We start from the raw sequence: 26,461 nt of genomic DNA on the forward strand, positions 1-26,461 counted from the left end.
GGACAGCGTTTTACTAGGTAGAACATGGTAAGTGCTATCGAGCCACTATTGCAATTCATTGATGAATAAGCAACGGATGACAGCGTTACCTAAAACTGCCAACTATAGACCACATCAACTGCGTTCTCTGCCGCTGACGTTGCCTCGACGTAAATGCGACGCGTCAATTGGTAACGGACAGATAAGCTATTCTGCGCATTGAAAACACCCACACCGTAGCGAATATATAAGTCAGGGGTCACGTAACCAGTGACATTGACGTTGGTGTCTTCACTACCGCCAGAAGCATCAACAGTCAGGCTTTGTAGACCAAAAGCTTGACCGATTTGATTGGTCAAGTTGCGCGTCCCACTCAGGCCAAAGCTCAGACCAGCAGCGGCTAGATTATTAGTCACTTGTGACTTAAAGCCTTGCTCACTGATTTGTGTAGCGCTCTTATTATCGATACGACCCGTTACCAAGGCATTCATTGCTTGCTGCTGAGTAAGACCAGCATTGTTAAAGACAATAATATTTGGACTTTCAGTACTGCCTTTAACACGCACGCCAACTGTTTTTCCACTAATGGTTTTGGCGGCCTCAATACTCAAGTTAGGCTTCATGACATCACCATTGAAGCGTACCTGACCATAGTTAAGCTCTAAACTCTGACCAAAGGCATTGATATTGGTACGACGTGATACCTGTACCACCCCTGTGGCGCGCATAATGCCCGTGCCGTTTTGAGTGATATTGATAGCACCTGCCAAAGGAATAACGGCACCAAATCCACGGAAATTAATATCATCCCCTAAATCTACGCCAATATCGGCATTGATCGACCAAGGTTTTGAGATAGCTAAAACTTCGTCGATATTACCAATAAGACGACGATCAAGGACGACCACATCTTCAGTTTGCGTAATAATGTCTTCACTGGCTTCTGGCGGACGAATGGTCGCCGACGGCACACTGATAGCACCTGTAATGTTGACGTAACGGTCGCCTGGACGCACGATGATATCGATATCAGGATTAATCTCAGCCAATAGCAATGGCGGCTGGGTCAGTACTAGACGCTCACCAGCGATACTCAGTTTGGCTTGTAGTTTTTGCTGCCAGTTTACCGTTCCGGTTAGCGTGCCGCTGCCCGTACCACTATTAAAGGTTCCATCAACAGTCGCTTGCGTGCCACGAATTTTAGCATCGACATTAACTTTTCTTAAATTGACAGGAAGGTCGAGCATCGCGATACGACCATTAGCCAATTTAACATCGCCATAGAACTGTGGTTTATCCAATGTGCCACCCACACCACCCGCCATGGTGATATTACCTTCGAGTACGCGCATACCGGGGAAGAAAGGTTTGAAAATCGCTAAATTGAGCTCGTTGAGCACCAATGCGCCCGAGATGGGTTTAGGATCTTTATAAGGATCGACAATAACTTCCGCATAACCACGTGCCCCGCGACCAGTATTGATGTCTGTACGCAGTTTGAGACCCTCAGGTACTGACAAGGCAATCAGTGATACACGCTTATATGACAGACTTATAGGAGCGCTATCACCATCTTGGAGCAAGCCGATTTTGCCATTGTCAGAATATAAAGTGGTATTAATAGTCGGTGGACGACCGCGTTGCCAACCGACAACGGCTTTACCATTGATCTGACCATGCCAATCAATATCTTTAGGTAGAAATACTGAAAATAGCGAGGTATCCAGCTTTTGTAGCACTACGTCAACCTGACCACCAGATGGCGAAGCGATTAATTTTTCACGCAAACATAGCTTGCCAGTTTGATCTGCCGCCTGCCAACAGTGTGCGGCAAGTTGCACTTTAAGCTCACGGTTATTGCCATTCTGATTGTTGGGCAAATTGACGATTAATTGCGCTGGCTGTAGTTGGTTCAACGTGGCGTATCTAGACTTGACGCGACCTTTACCAATCACCCCAGACCAACTGAGTGTGTCGCGATTAAAGCCACCTTTGAGTCTTGCCGCAATATCAAGTTGCTCATTCGCGACGTTTAGATCGACCACATGCGACTTTTCAGTGCCATTAAAAGACGCATTAACGCTTTTAAAACTCTGTCCCGCAGCATCTAAGCCTTCAGCGCTGACAATCAGCTGACTTGGGCTATTTGCTAAGTTGACGATTTTGCCGCGAATACGACCTTGACGCAATATAAAACCTGGGAGCGCCATACGCTCACCGACTAAATCAATATAAATAGTGGGCAAGGCTTGTCCCGCAGGCTGCGATAAGGTCGCACCGCCGGTCACTTTACCAGTCAGCTTATTGGAGAGCTGATCGAGACTGGTGATATTAATCTTGGTTTGTAATTGCTTGGCATTGCCATTAGCAGTGATGTAGTTATCACCCCAACGTAAGACGAGGTTATTGGCATTTAAACTGTCGATTAAGGCGTTCACTTGCTTATATTGTGCTTGTGCATCTTGCGTTTGCAGACGCTTAAAGTAACTCGCCAAGTCTTTTGGCAGACGCATTTTCGCGGCTAAGCTGCCTTTTGCACTAAGCGGCTGACCTTTTAACATGCCGGTCAAGTTGATTTGTTTGATATTAATGGTTTGCTGAGTATCACTCCAGCGACCGTCGGTATCTATAGTACCAGTGATAGCGCTTGGCGTACTTTTGAGGAAGTAACCTAAATTAAAGCGATTCATTACCGCCTTGATATCCCAAGCGATACCTTTACGTACATCGACAGTGCCGCTAGCATCGATACTACCTGCAGCGCCGACATGACGGAAGCGTTTGATACGAATGAGTTGAGCATCGCCATTGGCATCAATAGTGAGTTTGCCTGCTGGTAATTGCTCGGCATCTAATACACCGTTAAAATTTACTGCAAAGCTATTCAATTTACCTTTAGCATTCGCGTTGTTTTTTGGAGCCGTTTGCCACTCGCCATTGGTTTTTAGATCACCAGTAATAATAGCGGGATTATTGGGTAAAAAATAACCCAAATTGAAGTTATCAAAGCGACCGTCAACTGTCCAACCAATATTTTTGCGCAAATCGATGACACCTTTTGCATTCACTGCGCCAGCCTCACCGTTGTAATTGAGCTTGCGAATACTGATCAGCCTTGGCGTGCCAGCTGCATCGATAGACAGACGACCCTTTGGCACATCCGCAGTATCGACCTGCCCATCAAAACGCACATCAAACATAGACAGCTCGCCACCAACGATATCAACTTTGGCGTCACCGCCACCAGTAATACCGATAGCACGACCGTCTTGCGTGGCATCAAGCTGCGCCTGCAAATCGGTATTGTTTAAATTAATAATATGACGCTGACCCTTGACCCCGCTTTTGGTGATATTCACTAAGCGACCACTGGCACTAATGCTGCCCGTTAAACGCTCAAGCGGTAGATCACTACGATACTCTTTGGTTAGTAAGCCATTGGTACGGGCATCAATTTGCCACGTTAATGGGCGCTGCTTGCTCGCCAGTTGGATCTGCCCTGTACCCGATAGGTCACCGACGATGCCATCATAATTAAGGCGATTGATATCGATGACATTACCCACTTTGCGGACACGTACATCGTAGTTGCCTTTGGGAGCGGCATTCAGCTCATTAATAACAGCTTTGGCATCGACAGAAAGCACTGAACCGCGCACGATGACATCCGCTTGACCGCTTGGGCTATCGATATTACCGATGTTAGGGACGTTACGACGGGTCAGATTTTGCCAAGTGGCATCGATATATAAAGGCGCTGCCTGTTTGATCTTCGCAGAGGTCTTACCTTGGGTAATATTGGCATTAATATGCTCGCCATCACGCTGACGGAAATCTGCGTCAACTTCTAAGTTACCCGCGCTGTTCTGTTGTTGATAATGTAGCGATAGTCGACCATTTAGTTTTTGCGGGGCATAGGCTTTGAAATCGGCATAGTCGTCAGGAATAACACGGCGAATATCGAAGTTGCTACCCGTCACTCGTACTTTTGCATCGAAGCTATCTTTCCAATCTAAAATACCTTGTAGTATTAAGTTTCCAGCTGGAACCTGAGCATCCAAACGATCAATGCGCAGTTGGCTATTGGCAATCACTGCCCGCCCTTGATAATGCCCTGAGGGGATATCTTTGGCAGTCAATTCGGTATTGATACGCAGGCGTATCTCAGAGATGACACCTGAGGCAGTGGCCGTGCCGCTTTTTAAACGAATATTTTGGCTTTCAGCATAAGGAATCAAAATATCATCCCATTGCAGTTTTGCTTGAAGTGGCAAATCCTTGTCCAATGCCTGTACGACAAAATCACCGCTGACATCGCTATCATTATAGCGACTACGCACTTTGCCGACAGTACGCTTTAAACTGCCTGTGGCAGTGATATTTAGCGGATCGATATAGGCTTTGTCTAAAGCACTCACTTCAGCAATAGCACTCAAATCTAACGGATAGTCACCTTGAAGATCAATCTCACCTTGTAAAGCACTGACTTTGACAATGTCCGCATAGCGTAAGTCACCACGACCTACCGTGACCATGCTGCCAACCCATGTTAAGTCACGAGCGGTAATGTCATGGACGATGATAGGGTCTTTCGTCACTTGCTTATAGACAATCGTTTTTATTTTTGCTTGATCAAAACGCAGGTTCACCGGTAGCTTGAGCGTTTTATAATCGAAAGCCTCACCCGTTGGTGGTTTTTTATTGATAATCTCAATACGTTGAATGTCGGCATCCCGTAGATGGACTTCTTTTGCAAATACTGCACGCCAGCCTATTTTGACATAGGCTTTATCTACCCGTACTTCAAGGTCTTCGGTCGCCTCGATATCGATATCCGTGACCAACAAACCATCACGTAAATTACCGCGCCCATATTTGAATTTAATACCCGTCTCGGCACTGATCTTTTCTAATAAGAACTTGGTACCTGATTCAGTACCAGCCGCATAAAAAAATACGGCGAACATAATTGCTAGCACAATTAGTATGAGCACCAGTAGTTTGAGCAAAAAAGACAGCGGATACCAACGTCTTACAGCACGGGCATCTCGTTGCGCCGGATCTTCATCCGATGAATCATTAGGCGGGGTATTTTCGGTCAACATCACACTCAACTACGTTAAAAAATGATTGTCAACAATCGCTAAAAAACGATTGACGAGGCTCTTATAAAGGCGATCCGATAAAGAAGTGCAATCGAACCGGAATACTCTCTTCTGTCACACCAGCAGCGACATCAACCCGCACTACACCGACTGGTGATGCCCAGCGAATACCAACGCCGACGCCGACTTTGGTTTCAGTTTCGAAGTCTTTGTCATAGGCGTTACCCACATCGGTAAACAACGCACCGCGGAAGCCAGGTCTGAATTCATAGTTATATTCGGCACTACCAACGGCGAGGATTTGTCCACCCGTCAGATAGCCTTTGTCAATTGGCGATAAGCTTTCATAATCGTAACCGCGGATACTTTGGTCGCCACCCGCGAAGAAGCGCAACTTGTAAGGCACGTCATAAAAGTCATCGGCCCAAATGTAGCCGGTATTGAGGCTACCAAGAACTTGGTGTTTATTATCATTACCAAAACTATATATACCGCTGACACCCGCACGCACAATTGCCAAATCCGTATCGCTTAATGCCTTTTCAGTTCCTGCTTCAATAGAGTAGTACTGACGGATACCACGGGTCGGATTGGTTGCACTATCCACATCCGTTTTATTCATACCATAGCCCAATAACAGCGCTTGTTGCTGCGGGCTAGAAGAGGTAAAACGTATGGGCAGATCTTCTAAGTTGGCCTCATCCACCCCCGTCTCTAACTCATCTAAACGGTAACGCACAGAGTAGCTACGATTCCAGCCACTGTCACGGCGAATATTACGTGCCAATGCCGCTTTTAGCGTTCGGGTAGACAGATCAAAGTTGCCTTCGCCTTGATCGATGACTTCCTCTTCATAAGTCAGGCGAGCATCTAACTTATCATTAAGCGGATGCTTCCACGGTCGACTGGCATAGACCGAAACATTCTTAGTAATTCTAGAGACTTCTGTTTCTGCCCCTGCCTGATAGCCTTGACGATTGAGTAGATTGTAATCTATCTTCGCCGTGGCACGTACGCCAGTATCGGTACCATAACCAATACCTACTTGGGCATCGCGTGGCTTACTGGCAGAGACAAAGACATATAGTGGGACTTTTTTACTCTCTCGTACTTGTTGCGGCGTTTTACGTCCTGCCAGCGTTGGTGGTACAAAGTTTTCATCCGCAAGAATGCTTTTTTCATCCGGAAATATTTTTTGTGCCACATTGCTAATAGAGTCACTGATTTTACCTAAAATCGTGTCTGTCTCTTGGTCTTTTTCGTCTAATACCCGATCATCTGGTAGGCGACTTAAACGATTGGCTTTTTGTTTAATGGCTTGAAGTTTTTCCAGTGTTTGCTCGTCTGCCTCAAACTCAATGGCAGCGATATCAGCCGGATTGACTGTTTCTCCACTGTTGGCAGTGTTGGTGCCTTCACTGCCATTTGCCTCATCACTGTTTTGGACAGTGCCATTCGTATTATTACTACTTTCTGCCCCATTATTTGCTGCCGCTACGCCATCGATAATTTCTGAAGCATTGACCTCACCATCAACATCGTTGTCAAGAGTATTACCTATGGCATTGGCGGGTGCATTATCAAAAGCTAAAGTACTGTTTTCGCTGCTTTCATTGGGTGGCAAAATGGATTCGACATTCACAGTGTTGAAATAACGCGTCGCCGATAAATCGTTACTAAACTTGGTAATATCGGGGCGATAGAACGGATCACCGGGTTTAAAATCAAACAACTGCTGCAATAAAGACAGTTCGACAGGTAGCTTATCAGGGTCGCGGGTCAGAGTATTGGTCGCTGCATCATAAGTAAAAAACACTACATCATCGTATTCATAACGGTCGCCCGTGTTATAAACCAGCGATATATCAGCGGTGTTGTCTGGCAAAATAATATCGACTGATTTGTTTAACCAATATTGGTCGAAATAGCCATAAGTATTGCTGAGTGACTCAAGCGCTGCTTTACTGTTTTTATAGACGCGATGGTTAAATACATCGCCTTCTTGCGGTGGCAGCTCTTTTTCTAACGCTTGATATTCTTCTTGCGCGCTACCTTCGCCACGAATCTCGACAATACGACTATCCACAGTGACCGGCTCGCCTAAATCTTCAATAACCACCTCAATGATGTCGCTATTGGGTTGGCGCAAACGTAAGGTCACATCGTAATAACCAACGGCTTTTGCGGCATCTAATGCCGTTTGACGCAGACGCGGTAAAGCTGCCGTAAAGTCAACGACAGATTGGACGGTCGTGTCATCAAGCGCCGCCTTAATATTCTTAATCGGTTGCGTGTCTTCGTCTGCTTCGATAACTTTTGGTTGAGCGTTAGTCGCATCGTCAGCAGCGACTTGCTGCAAGTAAACCGTTGTCTCTACATGTGGTAGCGCTAGAGCGCCATCATTAAATAACCTATCATAGAGCCGCTTAACGATATTGGTTTTTTTGCGAGACAGCGCCTTAGGCTTTTTGGCCTGCAGGATACTTTGATTGACGGCTTGGGTTTCGGACTGATAATCTGGCAAATAATCATTTGGATTGATGATATCTGATTGTTCGCCGTCCTCTCCTATCACATTATCTGCACTGACTGACATCTGATCATCGATAATAATATTATCGTCATCAGCGCTTCCACTACTGACAGCATCGCTTACGTTAATGGGTCGTGCCATGATTTCAGCGGTCTTAGCCTGTTCAGCCGCCGTCTCATTTCTTCCTAACGTATCAAGGTTGTTCGGTGCTGGCAAGTTGGTGGCGTCGAGACTCACATCTAAACCGATAGGCGGGTTGGTATCGTTTAACGTCGCGATAGGCGCATCAAAGTCGCTGTCGTTATTGCTAATACCATTCATGCCATTAATATCAGTGCTAGTAGCGGCGCTACCATTATTGATACTGTCAATGTCTTGCGCATTTTGCCTATCTAGCGCTGCCAGCTCGCGATCAATCTCCTCAGGCGTCATCATCTGATAGCCTTGCTGCTGCACTGTCTCAGCTTGCTGCAACAAATCCTTATTGGCAACGTTCGCCTGCGCGTCACTCAAGTCGTCTACATCATAAAGCTCATTATCCAAATCATTGTCATTGATATTGTCATTATCATCAACACCTTGCTGATTTGCAGATGCTTGCTTAGATAGTGAATTTTGCGCGTCTGTCTCTTTACTATTAGGCTGCTTATTGCTTAGGTTTTGCTCTCTATAATCATCTAATACTGACTTATCAATGATGCCTTGTTCCACGGCTCTTTTTAGTCGTAAGGCATCCAATGCGATATCGAGCTGAGTGTCTTCAGTAGAAGATGGCTCGCGAGGGGTCGGGGGCTGTGATGCTGTTGGTGGTTGGGCTAGTGTCGCAGTACTGGCGGTTGACCGGCTGGCTGTATTTTGCGTGTCATCATTCTGAGAACCAGCGTTCTGACTATCAATGATTTGACTACTAGTATCGATACCTGTTGTGGTCTCAGCCAATGCCATAGGCGCGATGCCAAAGCCCACCAAACTGGTCGCTAATGCACTAAAAAGCGCTGAGCGTGTAAAATAAGTACGCGACAATGCCGGCTGCAACTCATCAGTCGCGGCATATTTAGAGGGTTTGATGTTGTTCCCATCATGACTGGTTAACGCATTACACTGCGTAACTGACAAGTGGCGCGCTAGAGTTGAAGGCTGCTGTTCCATGTATACTTATTTCCTATCACCTCACGCGGCACAAGTCACTGACGATAGACTCATCAGGTATTACCGGTGAATAAACTTATAACAGTTAGCTGAGATGCTCTATGGACTACCGTACTTTTTTATTGCTAAGTTTTAGCGCTGAACGTCTATCATCTAAACTTGCTAGCATAAAATAGGTCGTTTTAAGTGATACCGAGTCTTGAGTCTCATTGATACCTTCACCTCATTGATGCTTTCACAAGGTAACCCTTCAAAAGACAACCATGTAAAATTACAAATCATAACTTAGTTAATTATGAAATCATAGCATCGGGCGCATGTATTTTTATCGAAGCCTTGCTATTATACGGCTTAATATTGATAAAACCTATGCTATATTTCGATAAGTTTTTGATAATATTGATAATTGCTTACACCTCAAAAGCTGCGCGCAGCCCTTATTTTTCATCTATCAGCCGCGATCCATCTGTAGGAATCTTCATGGCCAACCAGTTTCAGTTATTTAAGCGCCGCCGTTTTAGCGCCATGTTTTTTACCCAGTTTTTGGGGGCGTTCAATGACAATATTTTTAAACAAGCACTCATATTAGTACTGACTTATACCGCTGCCAGTCAGTTGGGCATGGAAGTTAGTATTTTAAATAACTTAGCGGCAATGCTATTTATACTACCCTACTTTCTATTTTCGGCATTGGCGGGACAAATCGCTGATAAGTTTGAAAAGTCAAAGCTCACGCGCTTCATTAAAATGCTTGAGCTGGTCATTATGGCGATTGCTGCTGTAGGCTTTGTCTTTGAGTGGTACGGCTTATTATTTGTGGCGTTGTTTTTGATGGGCACACATTCAACTTTTTTTGGCCCGATTAAATACGCTTACTTACCGCAAGCGATGAAGGAAGATGAGCTCGTCGGTGCCAATGGTTTGTTTCAGATGGGCACCTCACTGGCTATCCTCATTGGTATGATTGTCGCCGGTGTTTTGACCCAGCTATCGCAATCCCTTTATTGGATTAGCGCCACCGTATTGGTCGTCGCTGTTTTGGGTTATCTAGCAGCTCGATATATTCCTACGATGCCAGCCATGCAGCCGACGCTCAAGATTAATTGGAATATTTTTACCACCAGCTGGTCGACGGTACGCTATTTATACTCGCTGCCTTTCTTATTCTTTGTCATTCTTGGCAACAGCTGGTTTTGGTTTTATGGCGCGACGTTTTTGACCCAAGTACCAGAATTCAGCAAAGTCATTTTGCATGGCGATGAGTCAGTGGTTATTTTCCTATTAACGTTATTTTCTGTTGGTGTGTCGATCGGGTCTTTGTTATGTAAAACCTTGACCAAAAACCAAGTCAGTTTACGCTTACTGCCTTTTGGTATTGCTGGTTTAAGTATTTTTGCTATCGATTTGTATTTTTCCTTGTCAGGACTAAACATTGACGTTAATACTGAGACGTTACTGGGTATTGGTGATTTGTTTGGCGTGAGTGGCAGTTGGCGCGTGTTTGTCGATTTGTTCTTTTTAGGGTTTAGTGGCGGCTTATATATTGTCCCTTTATATGCGTCTATGCAGGCTTACGCGCCCAAAAGCCACCGCGCACGTATCGTTGGTGCCAACAACATTTTTAATGCTATCTTTATGGTCAGCTCAGCGATTTTTGCGATTGTAGTGCTAAACACCTTAGGATTGACGCTACCGCAATTATTCTTGGTCACTGGTCTGCTAAACATTGCTTTTGGTGCGTTTTTATATATTAAGCTGAACAAACACGTAAAGCATGCGGTCATCCAAACTCATGATGACGAGCTTAGCCGACAAGACTAAATGCTTAGAAGACCTAACGAGCATTAGTAAAGTTGGTGTTCACTGAATCATGCAGCCGATAATAGTGGTGCCGATAATTTGTATTGTTTGCTATAGTAATGTGCATGAACAGAATATGACTGCCTTAAAAAGCAAATAGCCTTAATAAAAGTATTTTATTGATAAAAAATAAAGCCATCAGGAGTGAATCATGGCCCTGCGTCCCTTATCCAAAATTGACCAGTTATTACTTGGGGTTGACAAGGCATTGCGAGCGGTTGTTCCGCACTCAAACCCCAGTACCCGTCCATTGCCCGTCAGTAATGACGATATTCCTGAGCTGACCATTACGGAGGCGCGTCACGTGGCAGGACTGATGCGCATCAATCATACTGGCGAAGTATGTGCGCAAGGTCTATATCACGGTCAAGCCTTTGCCGCCAAAGACAATGGCGTCAAGCAAGCTATGCAGCATTCAGCCGAAGAAGAAGTCGACCATCTAGTGTGGTGCGAGACGCGTTTAAAGGAATTAGGCAGTCATGCCAGCCTTTTTACCCCATTATGGTACGGCATGTCCTTCGGTCTTGGCGCAGTAGCAGGCACTATCTCTAACGAGTTTAGTTTGGGGTTTGTCGCCGAAACCGAGGCGCAAGTCAGCGAGCATCTGCAAGAGCATATTGGGCAATTACCCGTCCATGATCAGCGCTCAAGAGAGATACTGGCGCAAATGGATATTGAAGAATTGCACCATCGCGAGCTGGCACTAGCAAGTGGCGGCGCGGCCTTATCACCACCAGTGCGTCAGACCATGCGTTGGATGGCAAATCGGATGAAAGCCACGGCTTATCATCTGTAAATGCATAGTGAGTAGCGCCTCTCATAGGGCTGACTGAATTATTTAATTTAACAATCCTACTACTGATAGCATTCAGCTTAATTTGCTAGGGTATTAGAAATTTGCAAGATTGCGCGCCAATAATACAAAACATTTTAGACGATACAAAATAGCTTCGACAATACAAAATAGCTTCGATAATACAAAACAACTATCAATCGATTGTAAATAACGACTTAATACACAAGGTAACGACTTTTATGAAAGCCATCAACCACTCTAGCTTGTCTACCGACTCATCTACTAAAGCGCCTAAGTTTGCGACCTTGACCGCCTTAGCGGCTGCCTGTGCCATGATGTTGTCTGTCCCTGTTAATGCGGCAGAAACTGACAGCACAGCTAGCGCTAGCACAGTCGCTGCTGTCCCTAGTGCCATGGATTCAAGCAGACGCGTCATTCGTCTTGCTAAGCCAAATGCTAACGCTGCTGCCAGTACGGCTCAAACCGACGTAGCGGCAAATATGGCAACGGCAAATAGTACCCAGCAAAACAATGCCCTACCAACTGGCACTCAGCAAAGTCAGCCGCCATTAAATGCTGCACAGTCAGCAGCAGTACCGCAGGCACCAGCAGTAGCAACTCCTGAATTGACAGGGACGACTCGTGTGTACGAGCGTGGACCAATGACAGCAACCGGTATTGACCTTCGTGGTGGTCAGCTATCTAATATTCCAACCCCGCAAGTGCAACTTTCAAGCGTTAGCTTTGTACCGACAGTGTTGGTTCCACAGCAGCAAGGTTTAGGTACTGATAAGCTTGACGTTAGCTTGCTAGATGACTTTATTGAAGACGTCTCTCCTAATGCCCGTCATTATCCACCGAACTTTCCTAATCGCTCACAACGTCACTATACTCGTGAAAAAATCAAAGTATTGACCGAATGGATTGAGCCTTATGCCCAATCGCCAAATGCTTCTTATGACGTGCTACTTCGGGCGGCCAAACTCAATGGTATGGGACGTAATTTGGACTTAGGCTCAGACTATACGGTACGTGGCGGCAAATATGTCGACCGTGCCATCAAGATCAAATCTGATAGTGGTGAAGCCAACTTCTTGTACGGTATGATGTTATCAGAAGGCGGTGGCTTCAAAGAAGGTCAAAAATATCTAGACCGAGCCGTCTCTTTGGGCTACACCGAAGCGGAGCAGAGCTTGGCACAGTCAGACTTGTTAAGTGATCGTCGCGATAATGCTCTAGAGCGTTTGCGTCGTCTCGAGCAACAAGTCCCTAATAATGCAGTTATTCGTCAACAAATTAAGCTCGTTGAAGATGGCAAGTTTTATATTTGGGACATACCAGCGCCTGATATCGACGTAAAGCCAGGGGCATAAATCCAGTTATTAATCTCAATTATTAATATCTGATTTAAAACTAAAGTACGCAGCGCCTTCTTTTTGTATTGGTTTGATATCAATATAAAAAGAAGGTTTTTTTTGGCTCAATGCTAGGGCCTGTCTTCAATTCACTCGATAGTCATCTAAATGGGCTAAAAATGCGATAAATCTTGCCAAACATCGTCAAATAGCTGGTTAATATCCAGATATTATCTGCGCTATTTTTCTTGTTTGACGGCAATTTATCGCATTTTTATCGCCATTTTTGAAATGAAGACACGCCCTAGTCATTGTTGCTTTTTCTTTTGCTTATTCAAATAACCTCTTTAGCCATTCAGGTTAAAAATTTGATACGTTGTCGTCACACTCATTTTATTCTGAATATTATTAAACAAAATTTTACTATTAATTTTGTCCATTACACCTGAAGTTTCAAATAAAATAGTGAAATCCAAAAAGTTGCGCTACACTCGTTTTATTATATTGACGACCTATGATGACTATAGGCATGACTATTATTTATTGGAATTACCTATGACCTTCACTCGCCCTGTCAGTAATCCGGCAACACACGCTACTATAAAAATAAAACCTGTCATTCTATCAGGGCTCATAATGGCAATGGCACTATTACAAGCTTGTAGTACCGTATCGGTTGAAAAACAAGCATCAGCGAAGACCATTTCTGCACAGCGCGGCAATATCGTCACAGACAATGAGCTCAGTACTGATACAGCGTCAGCCTTGTTATCAGCAGGACTCAACGAACAGGCCTGTTTTCAACAGTTTGATTTGTGCCTAATGCAGCTCACTGACAGCATGCTCAATGAAAATTACCGTCCAGCGCTGGCTGTGTTTTCAGAATTACATTATGCCAGAGCTCGTCAGCTTGCCGACTCCAAAGAGTGTCAAAATGCCCTCGCCCGTCCGCCGCTTGATCCTTATTATGCCAACGCGCCTCTGAGCGATGATGAGTCTGAGAGTCAGCAGAAGAATACAGACGAATGCTTGATCAACTACCAAAGTCAACTGTTTGATGCCATCAAATCCAGCTATACCTATCTGTTTTATGACAGTTTGGCACATGACTTTGAAGGAGCAGATAAAGTAAAAAGTCAATCTCAGGCAAAAAACCGTATTCCAAGCGATATTGACATCCAAACTCAAGATATTTATAACGCAGCCAGCAATGACGTCATTACCCAACTATATCAATCGGTAGATGGCACAAATAAATTGATGGGTAAGACCGAAGTGGACTATCTACCAATGAGCACGGCGTCTCAAGATACGAGCAAACAAGAAGCGATCGCAAACCGAGCATCGTTAAACGGTAAACCTACTGACCAGATCGAAGTGATGAAGGTGCAAGTAGACCGTTATAATCTCAATATATTTATGCCCAACGAAAGTAACTATCTAAAAAATGCACAAAAACAAACCTCAGCGCTCGCTGACTTGGTATCCACTTATGAGCTGCGTCTCTCAGGCCTCAACTCAATCAGCAAACGTCCAGGACTGGGTATTAGCTTAGTCGCTTCATTGGATGATCGCTATACCACGACTGTCCGACAACTGTTGGTTTCATCGTTATCGGGGCAGCTCAATAAAGATACCGTTGACGGGAAAAAAGATGATAGCGCGCCCAGCTCACGCATCTATCCTACAGGGCATTTATTGATGACGGGCTTAATTAAGCCCACGGGAGATAGCGTCCTTGATACGCTCAGCAGTCATCAGCTCGATATTCATTTATACAACCCTTATCGCAGCGAGAGCGCCACTATCTTGGGTGATGACTATCCACTGGCAGCGAACTTCTCTGCTGGCTATGGACTATGGCTGGCAGAAAACCAGCTCGATGGCGTCGGTTACTTAAACCTAATCACCCGCCAAAAACAGGCCAGCTTACCTAAGCTGTTTATGCTAGAGCCTTACGATCCTGACAAGCGGGTAATCATCATGGTGCATGGCTTGGCGTCTAGTCCCGCCACGTGGGTGAATTTGACCAACGATATTTTTAATGATGATAAGTTGCGTGATAACTATCAGGTATGGCAGATTTTTTATCCGACCAATTTACCTATTTTAGAGAACCGTTATCAAATTCAGGAATTAATCAATAGTACGTATCAACAGACTGATCCTGAAGGACAAAATCGTGCCAGCAAAAATAGCGTGATTATCAGTCATAGCATGGGTGGTATCATCTCCCGCATGATGCTGTCTGATGACAATTTGGCCAACAACTTAGACGCTTTAGAGGATAAAGACTTACTCGAAAACAGCAGTAAACGACGAGTCGATGACATGCTGAAAAAAGCCTTTGCTAACGACGATCTGCGTAACCGTTTTGAGCTACACACCCTGCCACAAGTCGATACTGCCATCTTCTTGTCCTCACCCTTTCAAGGCACCGATTACGCTGATCGCTGGTTTACTCGAGCGCTAAGGCGCATCGTGTACTTACCTGTGGGATTGGTCAAGACTGTCACCGATAACGTGGCCACCCTCGCCATTCAGGGCGACTTGGCGCAAAACCCCTTAGGTGCTCTGTATTTGCAGAATGGTGCTAGCCAGCTAAGCGATAAATCATCTTTTATTCAGCTAACCAAAGACATCAGCATCAATGATCGCATTACTTATCATTCGATTATCGCTAATAACGATGCCGATATCACTAACGGCTTGGCGCAAATGCAACCCGGTGGTGCAAGAATTGACTTATCCCAAGAAGTATCAGAAGAGGACAGTAGCGAGAATGCAAGCAATGGCCCTGCATCTGAATCTGAGTCAATCAGTGAGCCACTCGTCGCCGCTGTGACTGTCGATGAAGATATCAGCCAAGCACTGACCGAACGCTTGTCAGATGGTATCGTCCCCTACACCAGTGCCCATCTCGAAGGTGCCGCCTCTGAAACCGTCATTAATGGCGGTCATAGCATCCAAGAAAATCCACAAACCGTACTAACGCTGCGACAGATTTTGCATGAACAGTTACAGCAATGATGTCAGCCTAATTGATCAGCCGAAAGGGTGTTTCTTCAAGGAAGTTTTGGTGACTGTTAGGTATGCGACCAGCCCCATGAGTAGCTTGCGTGTATACTTATGGTGGCGCATACTATATTCATCTTAACTGACAGTCATACATTAATTTATAGGGATATAAATTACTTCATTCAGCTAAACAGTCTTAGCTTAGCCGCATTTGATACATTGATATTGGTTGCTAACTAATACTAAGCCATTGCCCGTAACACTTGTCATCCTGCTTTACGGACAGTTACTTGAGCGTGTCATGGAAGCCAGCGCTATTCAGCTAACAGATAAGGGTAACCGTTTATGTTCGCTACGTTTATGATTGACCAGCTTGATGCGCTGACGCTCGCGCGCATTCAGTTCGCTTTTGTCATATCCTTTCATATCGTCTTTCCTGCCTTTTCTATCGGACTTGCCAGCTTTTTGACAGTCCTTGAGTTTCGATGGCTCAGAACGGGCAAGCCCATTTATGCAGAAGTCTATAAGCATTGGGTCAAGATATTCGCCGTTGTTTTCGGCTTGGGTGTGGTATCAGGTGTCGTTATGTCCTACCAGTTCGGGACTAACTGGGCTGTATTCTCCGACAAAGCCGGTAATGTCTTAGGACCACTGCTCGCCTATGAAGTATTGACGGCCTTTTTCTTAGAAGCATCCTTCTTAGGTATTATGCTATTTGGTTGGGGACGTGTCAGCAAACGCATGCACTTTGCCTCAACTGCCATTGTCGCCATTGGTACGCTGATTTCAGGCTTCTGGATTTTGGCAGCCAACAGCTTTATGCAAACGCCTCAGGGCTTTATGATGGGTGCGGATGGCTTGCTCTATCCAACCAATTGGCTTGAGATTATCTTTAACCCCTCATTTCCTTACCGTTACGCTCATATGATGACCGCGGCGTTCTTAACTACTGCCTTCGTCATTGGTGGTATCGGCGCTTATTATCTCCAATCTAAAAAGCATACTGAACATCGCCAGCATGGCCGCGTCATGCTTAGTATGGCGATGGTTATGGCGATTTTTGTCGCGCCAGCGCAGGTGTTGATCGGTGATGAGCATGGTCTAAATACCTTGGAGCATCAACCAGCCAAAGTGGCAGCGATGGAAGGTATTTGGGAAGATGAGCGCGGTGCTGCTTTGCGCTTATTTGCCATTCCTGACCAAGAAAACCAGACCAATAAATATGAAGTCAAAATCCCTTATGTCTCTGGCTTGATTTTGACCCACTCCTTAGATGGTGAAGTAAAAGGTCTTAAAAACTGGGCACCAGAGGACCAACCTCCCGTTATTATTGTGTTTTGGGCGTTCCGTATCATGGTTGGTATTGGCATGTTAATGGTGCTAGTGGGCTTATTCAGTCTGTACAAATTCTTCAAAAAACAACAATTTGACCCTAAAAGTGTGTGGTTTCACCGTGCTTGGATGATGATGACACCACTTGGTTTTGTCGCTCTACTCGCCGGTTGGTTTGTGACCGAAACAGGGCGTCAGCCATGGACAGTATACGGCGTCATACGTACAGCTGAGAGCATGTCACCGCTTGCCGCACAGCAAGTAGCAACCACGCTGATTGGCTTTATCATACTGTATATCTTCGTGTTCGGTGCAGGCAGTTTTTATATCCTACGCTTGATTGCGCAGGGGCCTAAGCCTTATGAAGATCCAGCAGATGATAATTTCTATGAGCACTCTATCACCGAAGGTCAAGGCCGCACGCTTAGTGGCGATAAGAAGGCGAGCGAAAAAACAGAGCATGATGACTCTGAAGATATCGACGCACCTGCAAATGATGTCGATGATGGAGGGTTACGCTAATGTTTAATTACGGTGATGTATTAGATTTACCTTTAATCTGGGGCGGATTGATCGCCCTATCCGTCTTCATTTATGTGCTGTTGGATGGTTTTGATTTGGGCTGTGGTATCTTGTTTCCCTTTGCCGGATCAGATAAAAACCGCAGCCGTATAATGAACTCTATTGCCCCTTTTTGGGATGGTAACGAGACATGGTTGGTATTGGGCGGTGGTGGTCTATTCGCCGCCTTCCCAGTCGCTTACGGCATCATTATGACGGGTCTCTACTTGCCTGTGACTGCGATGCTATTCGGACTTATTATGCGCGGGGTGGCATTTGAATTTCGTTTCAAAGCTTCTTCACGTCGTCATGTATGGGATACGTTCTTTTTCGTCGGCTCAGTAGTGGCAACTTTTTCGCAGGGTATTATGCTCGGTGCCTTGGTACAAGGCTTAGAGGCGAGCAATCGTCTGTATACTGGTGGCCCATTTGACTGGTTCACCCCCTTCTCTATCGTCTGCGGCTTTGCCATGATAGTTGGTTATGCTTTGCTTGGCTCTACATGGTTAATCATTAAAACCGAACATAAGCTGCAAGTATGGGCACGTAAAGTGTCTGGTTGGATATTATCAGCATTGGTATTGGCGATGATTGTCGTTACCGTGTTTATGTATTTTTCAGATATCGAGGCCCTTGAAGGCTGGTTCAGTTTGCCGGGTGCATTATATCTAGCGCCAATGCCAATTATCGTGCTACTGCTGTTCTTTTTCATGCGTAAAGATTTACGGACTGAACGTGAGTATCGTCCGTTCTTATTGACCGTCGCACTGTTTTTGATGGGTTATATTGGGGTATGCACAGCGATATTCCCTTATATCGTACCGTATCAAATGACTATCTATGAGGCGGCCGCGGCCGATACCTCACTGTCCTTTATGCTGATCGGGGCCGGTATCATGTTGCCGATTATCTTGAGTTATACCGCGTTTGCCTATTACACTTTTAAAGGTAAAACAGGTCATGAGCATATGTATTAAGCGTAAAAATAGCACTCGCTACGGTTCGTATTTACCACAGCGAGTGCTTAAGCCAACAAGCGTCTTAATACGTCAATGGAGATGAGTATGAAAAAACTCAGTAAAAAACAGTCGCAATGGGCATGGTTCATTGGTTTATATATAGCAGGGTTTGCCGTTATTTTTACCATTGCCCAATTGATAAAATTGGCGATGGGTGTGTAAAACCTTCCTTATTTCGCTAAAAAAAACAAAAACGCCGCATTGATTTATAACCAGTGCGGCGTTTTTTATGATCTTCGTTAAAGTATGGTCTCTTAAAATACTATTGATTAAAGTTCTATTAATTAAAGTACTATTACTAAAAATTATGCACCGAGATGGTTAGCCACGCCATGACTGTCAATAAACTCATTGACCTGCGTTAAGCGCTCAGGTGTGCCTACGTCTATCCAATTATCAGTGATGACTTCCGCTGTAATTTGGAATTTGGGCATGGCTTTCCTGAGCAGAGGTGCTAGCGCTGCCGGTTGCCCTGTTACTACGCCATCAACCAATCGTGGTGACACCACACTAATACCGGCAAAGGTATATTTGTCTGCCTCGCCAATTGGCTGCTCACTAGCCAGACCATTACTGATTGCAAAATCGCCGCCATTGTTATGCTCTGGATTGTCAATCAACAACAGATGCGCCCGTTGATCAGCGCCTAGTCTATAGTCCCGCAACTGAGCAAAATCATACATCGTCCAGACATCGGAGTTGACTAAAATAAATGGCTCATCTCGCAGTTTACCGGTTTGTAATGCTTGAAAAATACCACCTGCGGTCTCTAAAGGCTCATCATCTTCTACTGACCAATGCAATTTGACCCCGTACTCGCTACCATCACCCAATGTATCCATGAGCTTGTCAGCAAGCCAAGAGGCATTAATCGTAATATCGGTAATGCCCGCGGCTTGTAGCGCCTTAATATGCCAAACAATCAGCGGCTGTCCACCTACTTCTACTAAGGGCTTAGGCGTTTCAAGTGTTAACGGACGCAAGCGCGTTCCCTTACCAGCAGCCAAAATCATTGCTTGCGTAATCGTAGACATGCACGCTCCTTATTCAATTTATAATGAGAGAGATAGATGCAATTTATTATCCATCTCTATAGCGAGGAAAATTTCTCTTGATAAGCAGGTGATACCTGATCTGCAAGCCATTGATTAAATGGCAATAGCGCTTGCTGCATCGCCTCATTGCCATGCTCAGCAAGCCAATTTAACTCAAGTATTAGATCGCGCATGACTTTGGGGATATCAGCCAAATAACGGTCTTTACCATCTCGCTCAGACAAACGGATAAAGATTCCTAGTACCTTAAGATGCCGCTGTACGCCCATCACATTCATATCATTCTCAAGCTGTTCAGCACTATCGGCGGTGGTGAGCGCCGCCTGTTGTTGCAACTGCCAAAAATCACGAATCCAACCAGATATTTGATGCTCTGGCCATTCAACATAAGCGTCACGCACCAATGACACCAAATCATAGGTATAAGAGCCAATCACCGCATCTTGGAAGTCAATCACGCCTAAGCGCGAGCGATCCGCTTGATCTTGCATCAGGTTTCGACTGTGATAATCACGATGCACGATCACTGCTGGCTGCTGTAAAATCTCTTGTATCAATGCCGTTTTTAGAGTGTTCCATAGCTCATTATCGAGTTCGACCCCGATATAGGGTATGAACCAATCACTGAATAAATCCATCTCGCGGTTCAATAACGTGCTGTCGTAATCAGGCAATTGGTACTGAATTTTTGCAGTCTCTACTGGCACAGTCTGTAGCGCTACCAAGGTCTGCATGGCCAATTGATAATGATCATTAATCTGCTCAGGTGTCGCATCAACGAGCAAATGCGCAAATTCTATCGTGCCAAAATCTTGCAATACCAAAAAGCCCTTTGCTACATCTTGCGCAACCAGCGTCGGCACATTGATTGCGGGCGCCATCAGCTTTGCAACATTGATAAACTGCTGCAAGGCATCTTGCTCGTCAGCAGAATCCATGACAATATAGCGCGCGGTGGCGTCATCCTTATCAGCCAATTGGATACGGTGATATTGGCGGGCGCTCGCATCACCAGGCAAACTATCGAGCACAAATGCTTGGTCGGCAAACACTTGCTGCAACCAATTCTCTAGCTGCTGTTGGCGGTTATTCTTGTCGCTCAGAGTGGCGTTCAGGGTGGCGTTCAAAGGCATGGTATCAGTCATAGAGTACATCGCAGGTTAAATATAAGTCGTAAATCATTAAAGTAGTGATAAGTCAGGCAAAACCTTGCTAAAATAGTGACAGCTTGATTGACAGTATCTGTTGTAATGTAGGTATTGACACATAGTTTTATCAATGTTGCCCAGCAATTTTCAAGAAAACAGCTTGGCAATGTCATAAATTTTGGTAAATAGTGTAGCTGATTTGGTTTTTTTTGACTATGATTAGTCGTCATTATATGTAAAACAGCCAAATTTTTGAGAGTATATGATTAACTCCTGATTTTTTAATCATTTATGAACCACTAAGTTTTTAGTCATTTATGAACCGCTAAATATAGCTAAAACATGGCTATTAAACTAAATATCGTAATCCAATAGGCTCTGCAATCATAGGTGTGCCCTTGTTATATTCTCCGCTTTACCAAAGCATCCGTTTGGTTTTATTCGGTGCCTTAGGCTTATCGAGCTTGACCGTCAGTGCAGCGCTCACCAAGGCTGACACACAGACAACTGCGCCATTAGCCACCGATACTGTCAGCAGTTATGTCTCTGACCCAGCCGGCGATGTCAATAACGATGCCAGCTCTAATACCAATACCAATATTAACACCGTCAATCAAGACATTAGTTACCCGCGCGTCACTGCACAGAATAGCGCTTATGAAGCAGTAAACGAAGAAACTGTAAATATTGCTCCCGAAGCCAGCAACGCTGCTTTGATGGCTAGTAGCACATTTGATAATAGCGATTTAGACATCACTGAAATCAACGACAATAGTGATGCTATCTCTGACGTACAGGCACAGAGAAAACCCCTAACGACCATCGGCGACAACACCAATTCGAGAAATAACGATGTGCGAGTGGCTGACAACGCTAGCAATACGCTGAAACCGATTGATGACAGCGATGCAATCGATGCCAGCGATGAGAGCATTCAAAACAGCTTGCTGCGTTTGGCAGAATTTTATGAGCTGACCCCTGATACCGATTTATCAGTCCTAAATACGAGTGATAGTACTTTAGAGTCTGAACCAGATAATATCCAAAATAATTTATCACCTGCGACGCAAACCATCGCCAAAGTAGGCAAAAACTTACGGCTGCTACCAAACGTCATCGATAGTGCCCAGCGCTGCGAAGGCCGATGGGTCTATCCGCAACAAAATGCTAATTATCAACGAGCCGTCAATGAAGCGGCGATGGATAATGGTCAGGTGGCGACCAATCTGAATGGCGTGGCTAATAATCGAGCGCCTTTATTTGCAGAGTCCGACTATGGTTATTATGACAATGTCGACTATGCGGAGCTATCTGGTAACGTGATTGTCGATCAAGGTACTCAGCATATTGAAGCTGATAGTATCTTGTTAGATTTGAGTCGTGGTGTTGCCGCTGCACAAGGTAAAGTCATGTTTACCGATCAAGCAACTGGCAATCAAGTAACCCGTGCTAACACTAGAAACACAGGTACAGGCAGTATCACCGAACAGGCAGCCAAAGGTGGTCTCATTGGTGTCGCAGACAGTCTGGCTTACAATACTGAAACTGGACAATCAACGGCTAATGACGTGGCGTTTGCGAGCGTAGAACTCCAAGCACACGGCTATGCTAAGCGCCTTAATCGACCTAACGACAGCCAATATGAGCTGGATCAGGTCATGTTCAGCACTTGCCCACCGACTGACCGCAAATGGCAGTTCGATGCCAAAAGTATTGATTTGGACACGGAGACTGGTCGCGGTGAAGCTTACAATACGACTTTCCGTATTGCGGATGTTCCAGTGTTTTATCTGCCTTACTTTAACTTCCCCATAGACAGCCGACGCAGTACAGGGTTCTTATTACCGAATGCGAGCATTAGTAGTGAAAGTGGGCTTGAGGTTGATATCCCCTACTATCTCAATTTAGCACCCAATTATGATGCGACGATCAATACTCACATCTATAGCGATCGCAACCCTATGCTCACAGGTGAGTTTCGCTACTTGACCGAAAATTATGGCGAAGGTATTTTTAACGGTTCATATTTGCCGAACGACAAAGAATATGATGACGAAGATCGCACCAGCTTTTTTTATGATCATTATTGGTCATCTACCAGTATCCCACGCTTAAGTGGTGATGCTAAATACAGCTATGTGTCGGATGAAGATTATATTAACGACTTTGATACTTTGGGTTTATCAGACAACACCTTAAACTTGCCACGTCGCGCTCGACTTAATTATTACAACGATTATGTCAATGGTGAGCTAAAGGTTGAGACCTTCCAAACGCTCAATGCTTTTACCGATAATGGTGAGCCGTTAGAAGACAAAGACAAGCCTTATTCACGCTTACCGCAGCTCAAACTTGACTATCGATTACCGTGGGCAGAGCGTTTTGATATCACGGGTGTGCATGATTCTGCTTATTTCAAAAAATCTATCGATGACGGTTCTGAAAATGAAAAAAGTGGTGCGCGGGTCTATAACAAAATCAGCGCTGTTTATCCGATGGAAAAATCATGGGGTTATATTAAGCCCAAGCTGAGCCTACAACATCTGTATACCTCATATGACGAAGACAGCCTCGCGGACAACCAACTTAGTGAAGAAGATGGTAGCCAATCGGTATTTGTACCGCAAGCCAGTATTGATGCAGGTTTGCACTTCTACCAAGCAGGCTCACCCTTCGGTGCCTTTGACGATACCATGGGTGGCTATCGCCTATTGAGTCCACGATTGAAATACACCTATTCGCCATTTAAAAACCAAAACGACATCCCTAACTTTAACACTCGTATCGCCTCAATTAACTACGAGCAGTTGTTTTCAGACAGTTGGTTTTTAGGTCATGATCGCTTGCAGGATTTGCATTCTATTACCCCTGGGATTAATTATCGTTACATCGATGCAACGGGTGTGACACGTTTTGATGGTAGCATTGCTGAGCAGTTTTATATCGATGATGGTCGCGTGACCCTTGAAAATCAACAACCTGTCTTTAGCTCTTCCTCTTCAGGAATGGTTTGGGATACCAGTACGCAACCCTACAATAATTTTTGGGTCGATGTCAGCGGTGCGCTAACCGATGATTATGACTTGAACTACGTTACGACAGAGCTACGTTATCAGCCATCGGATAATAGCTTGTTTAACGTTGGCTTTGTTAAGCGTCAGCGCGATGAAAACACCAATCAATTGCCGCTGTCTGCCTTTACTGCTTCAGCCGTGTTCCCGATCAATAACAGCTGGCGAGTATTGGCTCAAGGTCAATATGATTATAATCGTGATAAAATGCTCGATTCGCTAATCGGCATCGATTATGAAGATTGCTGCTTTGGTTTTGCCGTTTACGGTCGTCGTTACTATAATGACCTGAACGTCAAAGACAAGCCGACACAAGCGATTATGGCAGAGATTAGATTGAATGGTCTTGGTAACAATAGCAGCCGTTTGACACGATTGCTCGCTGATAAGGTCTTGGGCTTTGAACCCGTCCAGACTGCATGGAAAGACTAACAAGGCGCAAATAATGCTATATTAAGGCATTGTTTTCGTCATTATTTATATAACCTTGTTTGTAACCCTATTATGGGCAACCTTAGACAATATTTGCTTATTAAAGATATTAGATAGCGTTGACCGACTACCATCCGATGCGATGACATTGATGAGGAGCATCATGAGATTTTTTTCTTTACGTCAGACCAGCCGAGCCGTACTGCTTTCTATGAGTATGAGTGCAGGCCTTGTACTTAGTTTCAGCGCTCAAGCTGCCACCGTTAATTCTGCAACAGCATCTAAAACAAATGCTAGCGCTGAGCAAAGTAACGTCAATCGCTTGACCCCAGCAAACAGTACCGATGGCATCATTGCTTTGGTCAATGAAAATGCTATCTTAAAAAGCGACTTGATTGATGCGATCACCCAAACACAAGCACGGGCACAAGCTGCTGGTGAACCGATTGCCAATTCAGCACAGCTACAGTCTGAAGTGTTAAATGCTCTCATCTTGCGTGAGCTGCAACTGTCACTGGTCAAACGTGTGGGTCTAAATCCTAACGAAGCCGATATCAATCAGCGTCTTGGTCAAATTGCTCAAGCTGAAGGGCTTGGTAGTATTGCTGCTTTACAGCAACGCTTAGACGCTGACCAACCTGGGAGCTATGCGACCCTACGAGCCAAACTCATTGAAGATGCCGCCATTCAGTCTTTGCAACAACGCCAAATCAGCAGTCGTGTGCGTATTAGTGAGCAAGATATCGACGCATTTTTGGCTTCTCCAGAAGCCAAACGTTTGAACCAAAGCGAGTACCAAACTGTTCATGTACGCGTCCCTTATATGGATGACTACAGCCGACTGTCAGAAGCCCAGCGTGCTGAAGCACTCAAAGTGGCCCAAGCATTGCGTGCACGCTTATTAGAACCAAATGTCGACGTGGCTGCAGCCGTTACTGCCAGTCAAGGCAGCTACGCTATCCCTATACAAGGTGGCGATATGGGCTTTCATAAAGCGGCCTCGCTACCGACAGAGTTATCGAGTGAGATTACTAAGCTCGATGTCGGCGCAGTGAGTGCGCCGTTATTGACGCCTGAAGGCATTGATATCATTAAGCTTGCTGATAAAAAAGAAAGTGATAAAATGCTCATACCGCAGTGGAACACTCGTCATATTTTGATCAAAGTCGATGAGCTACAAACGGATGCCCTTGCTGAGCAGAAGATTAATGATCTGTATGAGCAATTACGCAGCGGCGCTGACTTTTCTGGTTTGGCATCAACCTATTCGGATGATCCAGGCTCAGCAGGACGCGGTGGCGATCTGGACTGGGTAAGCGCAGAAGATATGGTCGGACCATTTGAAGCAGTGATGAAAAATACAGCAGTTGGTGATTATTCTGCTCCTTTTAAGACCCAATTTGGTTGGCATATCTTAAAAGTAGAAGGTAAGCGTCAAGAAGACGTTAGTGAGCAATATCGCCGTAACATGGCGCGTCAAGCGTTATATCAACGTCTAGCACCACAAGCCAAAGAAGATTGGCTACAAGAGCTACGTGCTGGCGCTTATATTCAAGTGCTTGGCTAATTGCTTGACGAGACGCTAGCAAGCTGAATATCAGTACACATTTCTAAATAAAAAAAGGGTATATGCCATTGCATGTACCCTTCTTTTGTATGAACAACGCGTAGGCTTTTTTCTTTTACCCTAGGGCATGTCCTCAACTCAAACTCTCGTATAGTCAAAATACCCCAAAAACGCGACGATACTGCTAATATATCGATATTACTTTTCACTGACTATATCTAAATGCTCTCAAACCTTGATATGCTAGAAGCTGAAATTTATAAATCAATAATTTATACACAAAGAAAAGCCCCGAACCTAGGGCGATTGGTTCGGGGCTATGGCGCTTCATATTATTGTTGTTATTTCTTCCTTGTTGACTCATCCTAAGTCACAAACAGTATCCTATAAGACAGCGGGCTGACCTGTGCTTTTATTGATACGGTCTCAACACTGCATCCATGCGTATCCTTGTGTTGATGGTGGTATTTTAAGGCAATCA

General features: G+C 44.9%; 12 protein-coding genes. 8 read left to right on the plus strand and 4 right to left on the minus strand.

The features are described from left to right. Window positions 1-89: 89 nt before the first annotated feature. Both IOD06_RS02970 and IOD06_RS02975 read right to left on the minus strand, forming a co-directional pair. On the minus strand, window positions 90-5,084 hold the full coding sequence (locus IOD06_RS02970; RefSeq protein WP_194619632.1) for a translocation/assembly module TamB domain-containing protein: 4,995 nt from the start codon (window positions 5,082-5,084) through the stop codon (window positions 90-92). A gap of 61 nt (window positions 5,085-5,145) precedes the next feature. Further along, the gene (locus IOD06_RS02975; protein ID WP_194619028.1) at window positions 5,146-8,766 is read right to left on the minus strand and encodes an autotransporter assembly complex family protein; all 3,621 of its coding nucleotides are present in this window, start codon (window positions 8,764-8,766) and stop codon (window positions 5,146-5,148) included. 480 nt (window positions 8,767-9,246) lie between these two features. On the opposite strand from IOD06_RS02975, the gene IOD06_RS02980 reads away from it, so the two are divergent. The 6 genes from IOD06_RS02980 (at window position 9,247) to cydB (ending at window position 18,665) form a co-directional block, all read left to right on the plus strand. Continuing rightward, on the plus strand, window positions 9,247-10,587 hold the full coding sequence (locus IOD06_RS02980) for an MFS transporter (protein WP_194619029.1): 1,341 nt from the start codon (window positions 9,247-9,249) through the stop codon (window positions 10,585-10,587). Window positions 10,588-10,783: 196 nt separating this feature from the next. Further along, entirely contained in the window at window positions 10,784-11,422 is a 639-nt protein-coding gene (gene coq7 / locus IOD06_RS02985) for a 2-polyprenyl-3-methyl-6-methoxy-1,4-benzoquinone monooxygenase (protein WP_026037258.1), read from the plus strand. A 239-nt stretch (window positions 11,423-11,661) separates the two neighbouring features. Next, window positions 11,662-12,795 (plus strand): hypothetical protein, encoded by a 1,134-nt coding sequence (locus IOD06_RS02990; RefSeq protein ID WP_194619030.1) that lies wholly within the window; start codon window positions 11,662-11,664, stop codon window positions 12,793-12,795. A 537-nt stretch (window positions 12,796-13,332) separates the two neighbouring features. Further along, the gene (locus IOD06_RS02995) at window positions 13,333-15,807 is read left to right on the plus strand and encodes a triacylglycerol lipase (RefSeq protein ID WP_194619032.1); all 2,475 of its coding nucleotides are present in this window, start codon (window positions 13,333-13,335) and stop codon (window positions 15,805-15,807) included. Between the two features lie 348 nt (window positions 15,808-16,155). Continuing rightward, entirely contained in the window at window positions 16,156-17,649 is a 1,494-nt protein-coding gene (locus IOD06_RS03000) for a cytochrome ubiquinol oxidase subunit I (protein ID WP_240215764.1), read from the plus strand. After that, window positions 17,649-18,665: a cytochrome d ubiquinol oxidase subunit II gene (gene cydB, locus IOD06_RS03005; protein WP_189580639.1), complete on the plus strand. Its 1,017-nt coding sequence runs from the start codon at window positions 17,649-17,651 to the stop codon at window positions 18,663-18,665. Before IOD06_RS03000 ends, cydB begins: the two co-directional genes overlap by 1 nt. Window positions 18,666-19,012: 347 nt before the next feature. On the opposite strand, the gene murU is transcribed toward cydB, so the two are convergent. Both murU and IOD06_RS03015 read right to left on the minus strand, forming a co-directional pair. Continuing rightward, window positions 19,013-19,741, minus strand: coding sequence for an N-acetylmuramate alpha-1-phosphate uridylyltransferase MurU (gene murU, locus IOD06_RS03010; protein WP_194619034.1), 729 nt, complete (start codon window positions 19,739-19,741; stop codon window positions 19,013-19,015). A 56-nt stretch (window positions 19,742-19,797) separates the two neighbouring features. Then, window positions 19,798-20,907 carry an aminoglycoside phosphotransferase family protein gene (locus IOD06_RS03015; protein ID WP_194619035.1) on the minus strand — a complete coding sequence of 370 codons (1,110 nt, stop codon included), beginning with the start codon at window positions 20,905-20,907 and terminating at the stop codon, window positions 19,798-19,800. Window positions 20,908-21,308: 401 nt separating this feature from the next. Between IOD06_RS03015 and IOD06_RS03020 the strand changes: the two genes are divergently transcribed. Then, the gene (locus IOD06_RS03020; RefSeq protein ID WP_194619037.1) at window positions 21,309-24,413 is read left to right on the plus strand and encodes an LPS-assembly protein LptD; all 3,105 of its coding nucleotides are present in this window, start codon (window positions 21,309-21,311) and stop codon (window positions 24,411-24,413) included. A gap of 163 nt (window positions 24,414-24,576) precedes the next feature. Further along, window positions 24,577-25,980, plus strand: coding sequence for a peptidylprolyl isomerase (locus IOD06_RS03025; protein ID WP_189580627.1), 1,404 nt, complete (start codon window positions 24,577-24,579; stop codon window positions 25,978-25,980). The last annotated feature ends 481 nt before the right edge of the window (window positions 25,981-26,461 follow it).

The sequence above is a fragment of the Psychrobacter sp. N25K4-3-2 genome, assembly GCF_015351755.1.
GTDB lineage: Bacteria > Pseudomonadota > Gammaproteobacteria > Pseudomonadales > Moraxellaceae > Psychrobacter > Psychrobacter glaciei.

Coding starts and splice junctions, on each gene's coding strand:
- IOD06_RS02970 (WP_194619632.1), bottom strand. CDS start 5,084: ATGTTGACCGAAAATACCCCGCCTAATGATTCATCGGATGAAGATCCG.
- IOD06_RS02975 (WP_194619028.1), bottom strand. CDS start 8,766: ATGGAACAGCAGCCTTCAACTCTAGCGCGCCACTTGTCAGTTACGCAG.
- IOD06_RS02980 (WP_194619029.1), top strand. CDS start 9,247: ATGGCCAACCAGTTTCAGTTATTTAAGCGCCGCCGTTTTAGCGCCATG.
- IOD06_RS02990 (WP_194619030.1), top strand. CDS start 11,662: ATGAAAGCCATCAACCACTCTAGCTTGTCTACCGACTCATCTACTAAA.
- IOD06_RS02995 (WP_194619032.1), top strand. CDS start 13,333: ATGACCTTCACTCGCCCTGTCAGTAATCCGGCAACACACGCTACTATA.
- IOD06_RS03000 (WP_240215764.1), top strand. CDS start 16,156: ATGATTGACCAGCTTGATGCGCTGACGCTCGCGCGCATTCAGTTCGCT.
- cydB (WP_189580639.1), top strand. CDS start 17,649: ATGTTTAATTACGGTGATGTATTAGATTTACCTTTAATCTGGGGCGGA.
- murU (WP_194619034.1), bottom strand. CDS start 19,741: ATGTCTACGATTACGCAAGCAATGATTTTGGCTGCTGGTAAGGGAACG.
- IOD06_RS03015 (WP_194619035.1), bottom strand. CDS start 20,907: ATGACTGATACCATGCCTTTGAACGCCACCCTGAACGCCACTCTGAGC.
- IOD06_RS03025 (WP_189580627.1), top strand. CDS start 24,577: ATGAGATTTTTTTCTTTACGTCAGACCAGCCGAGCCGTACTGCTTTCT.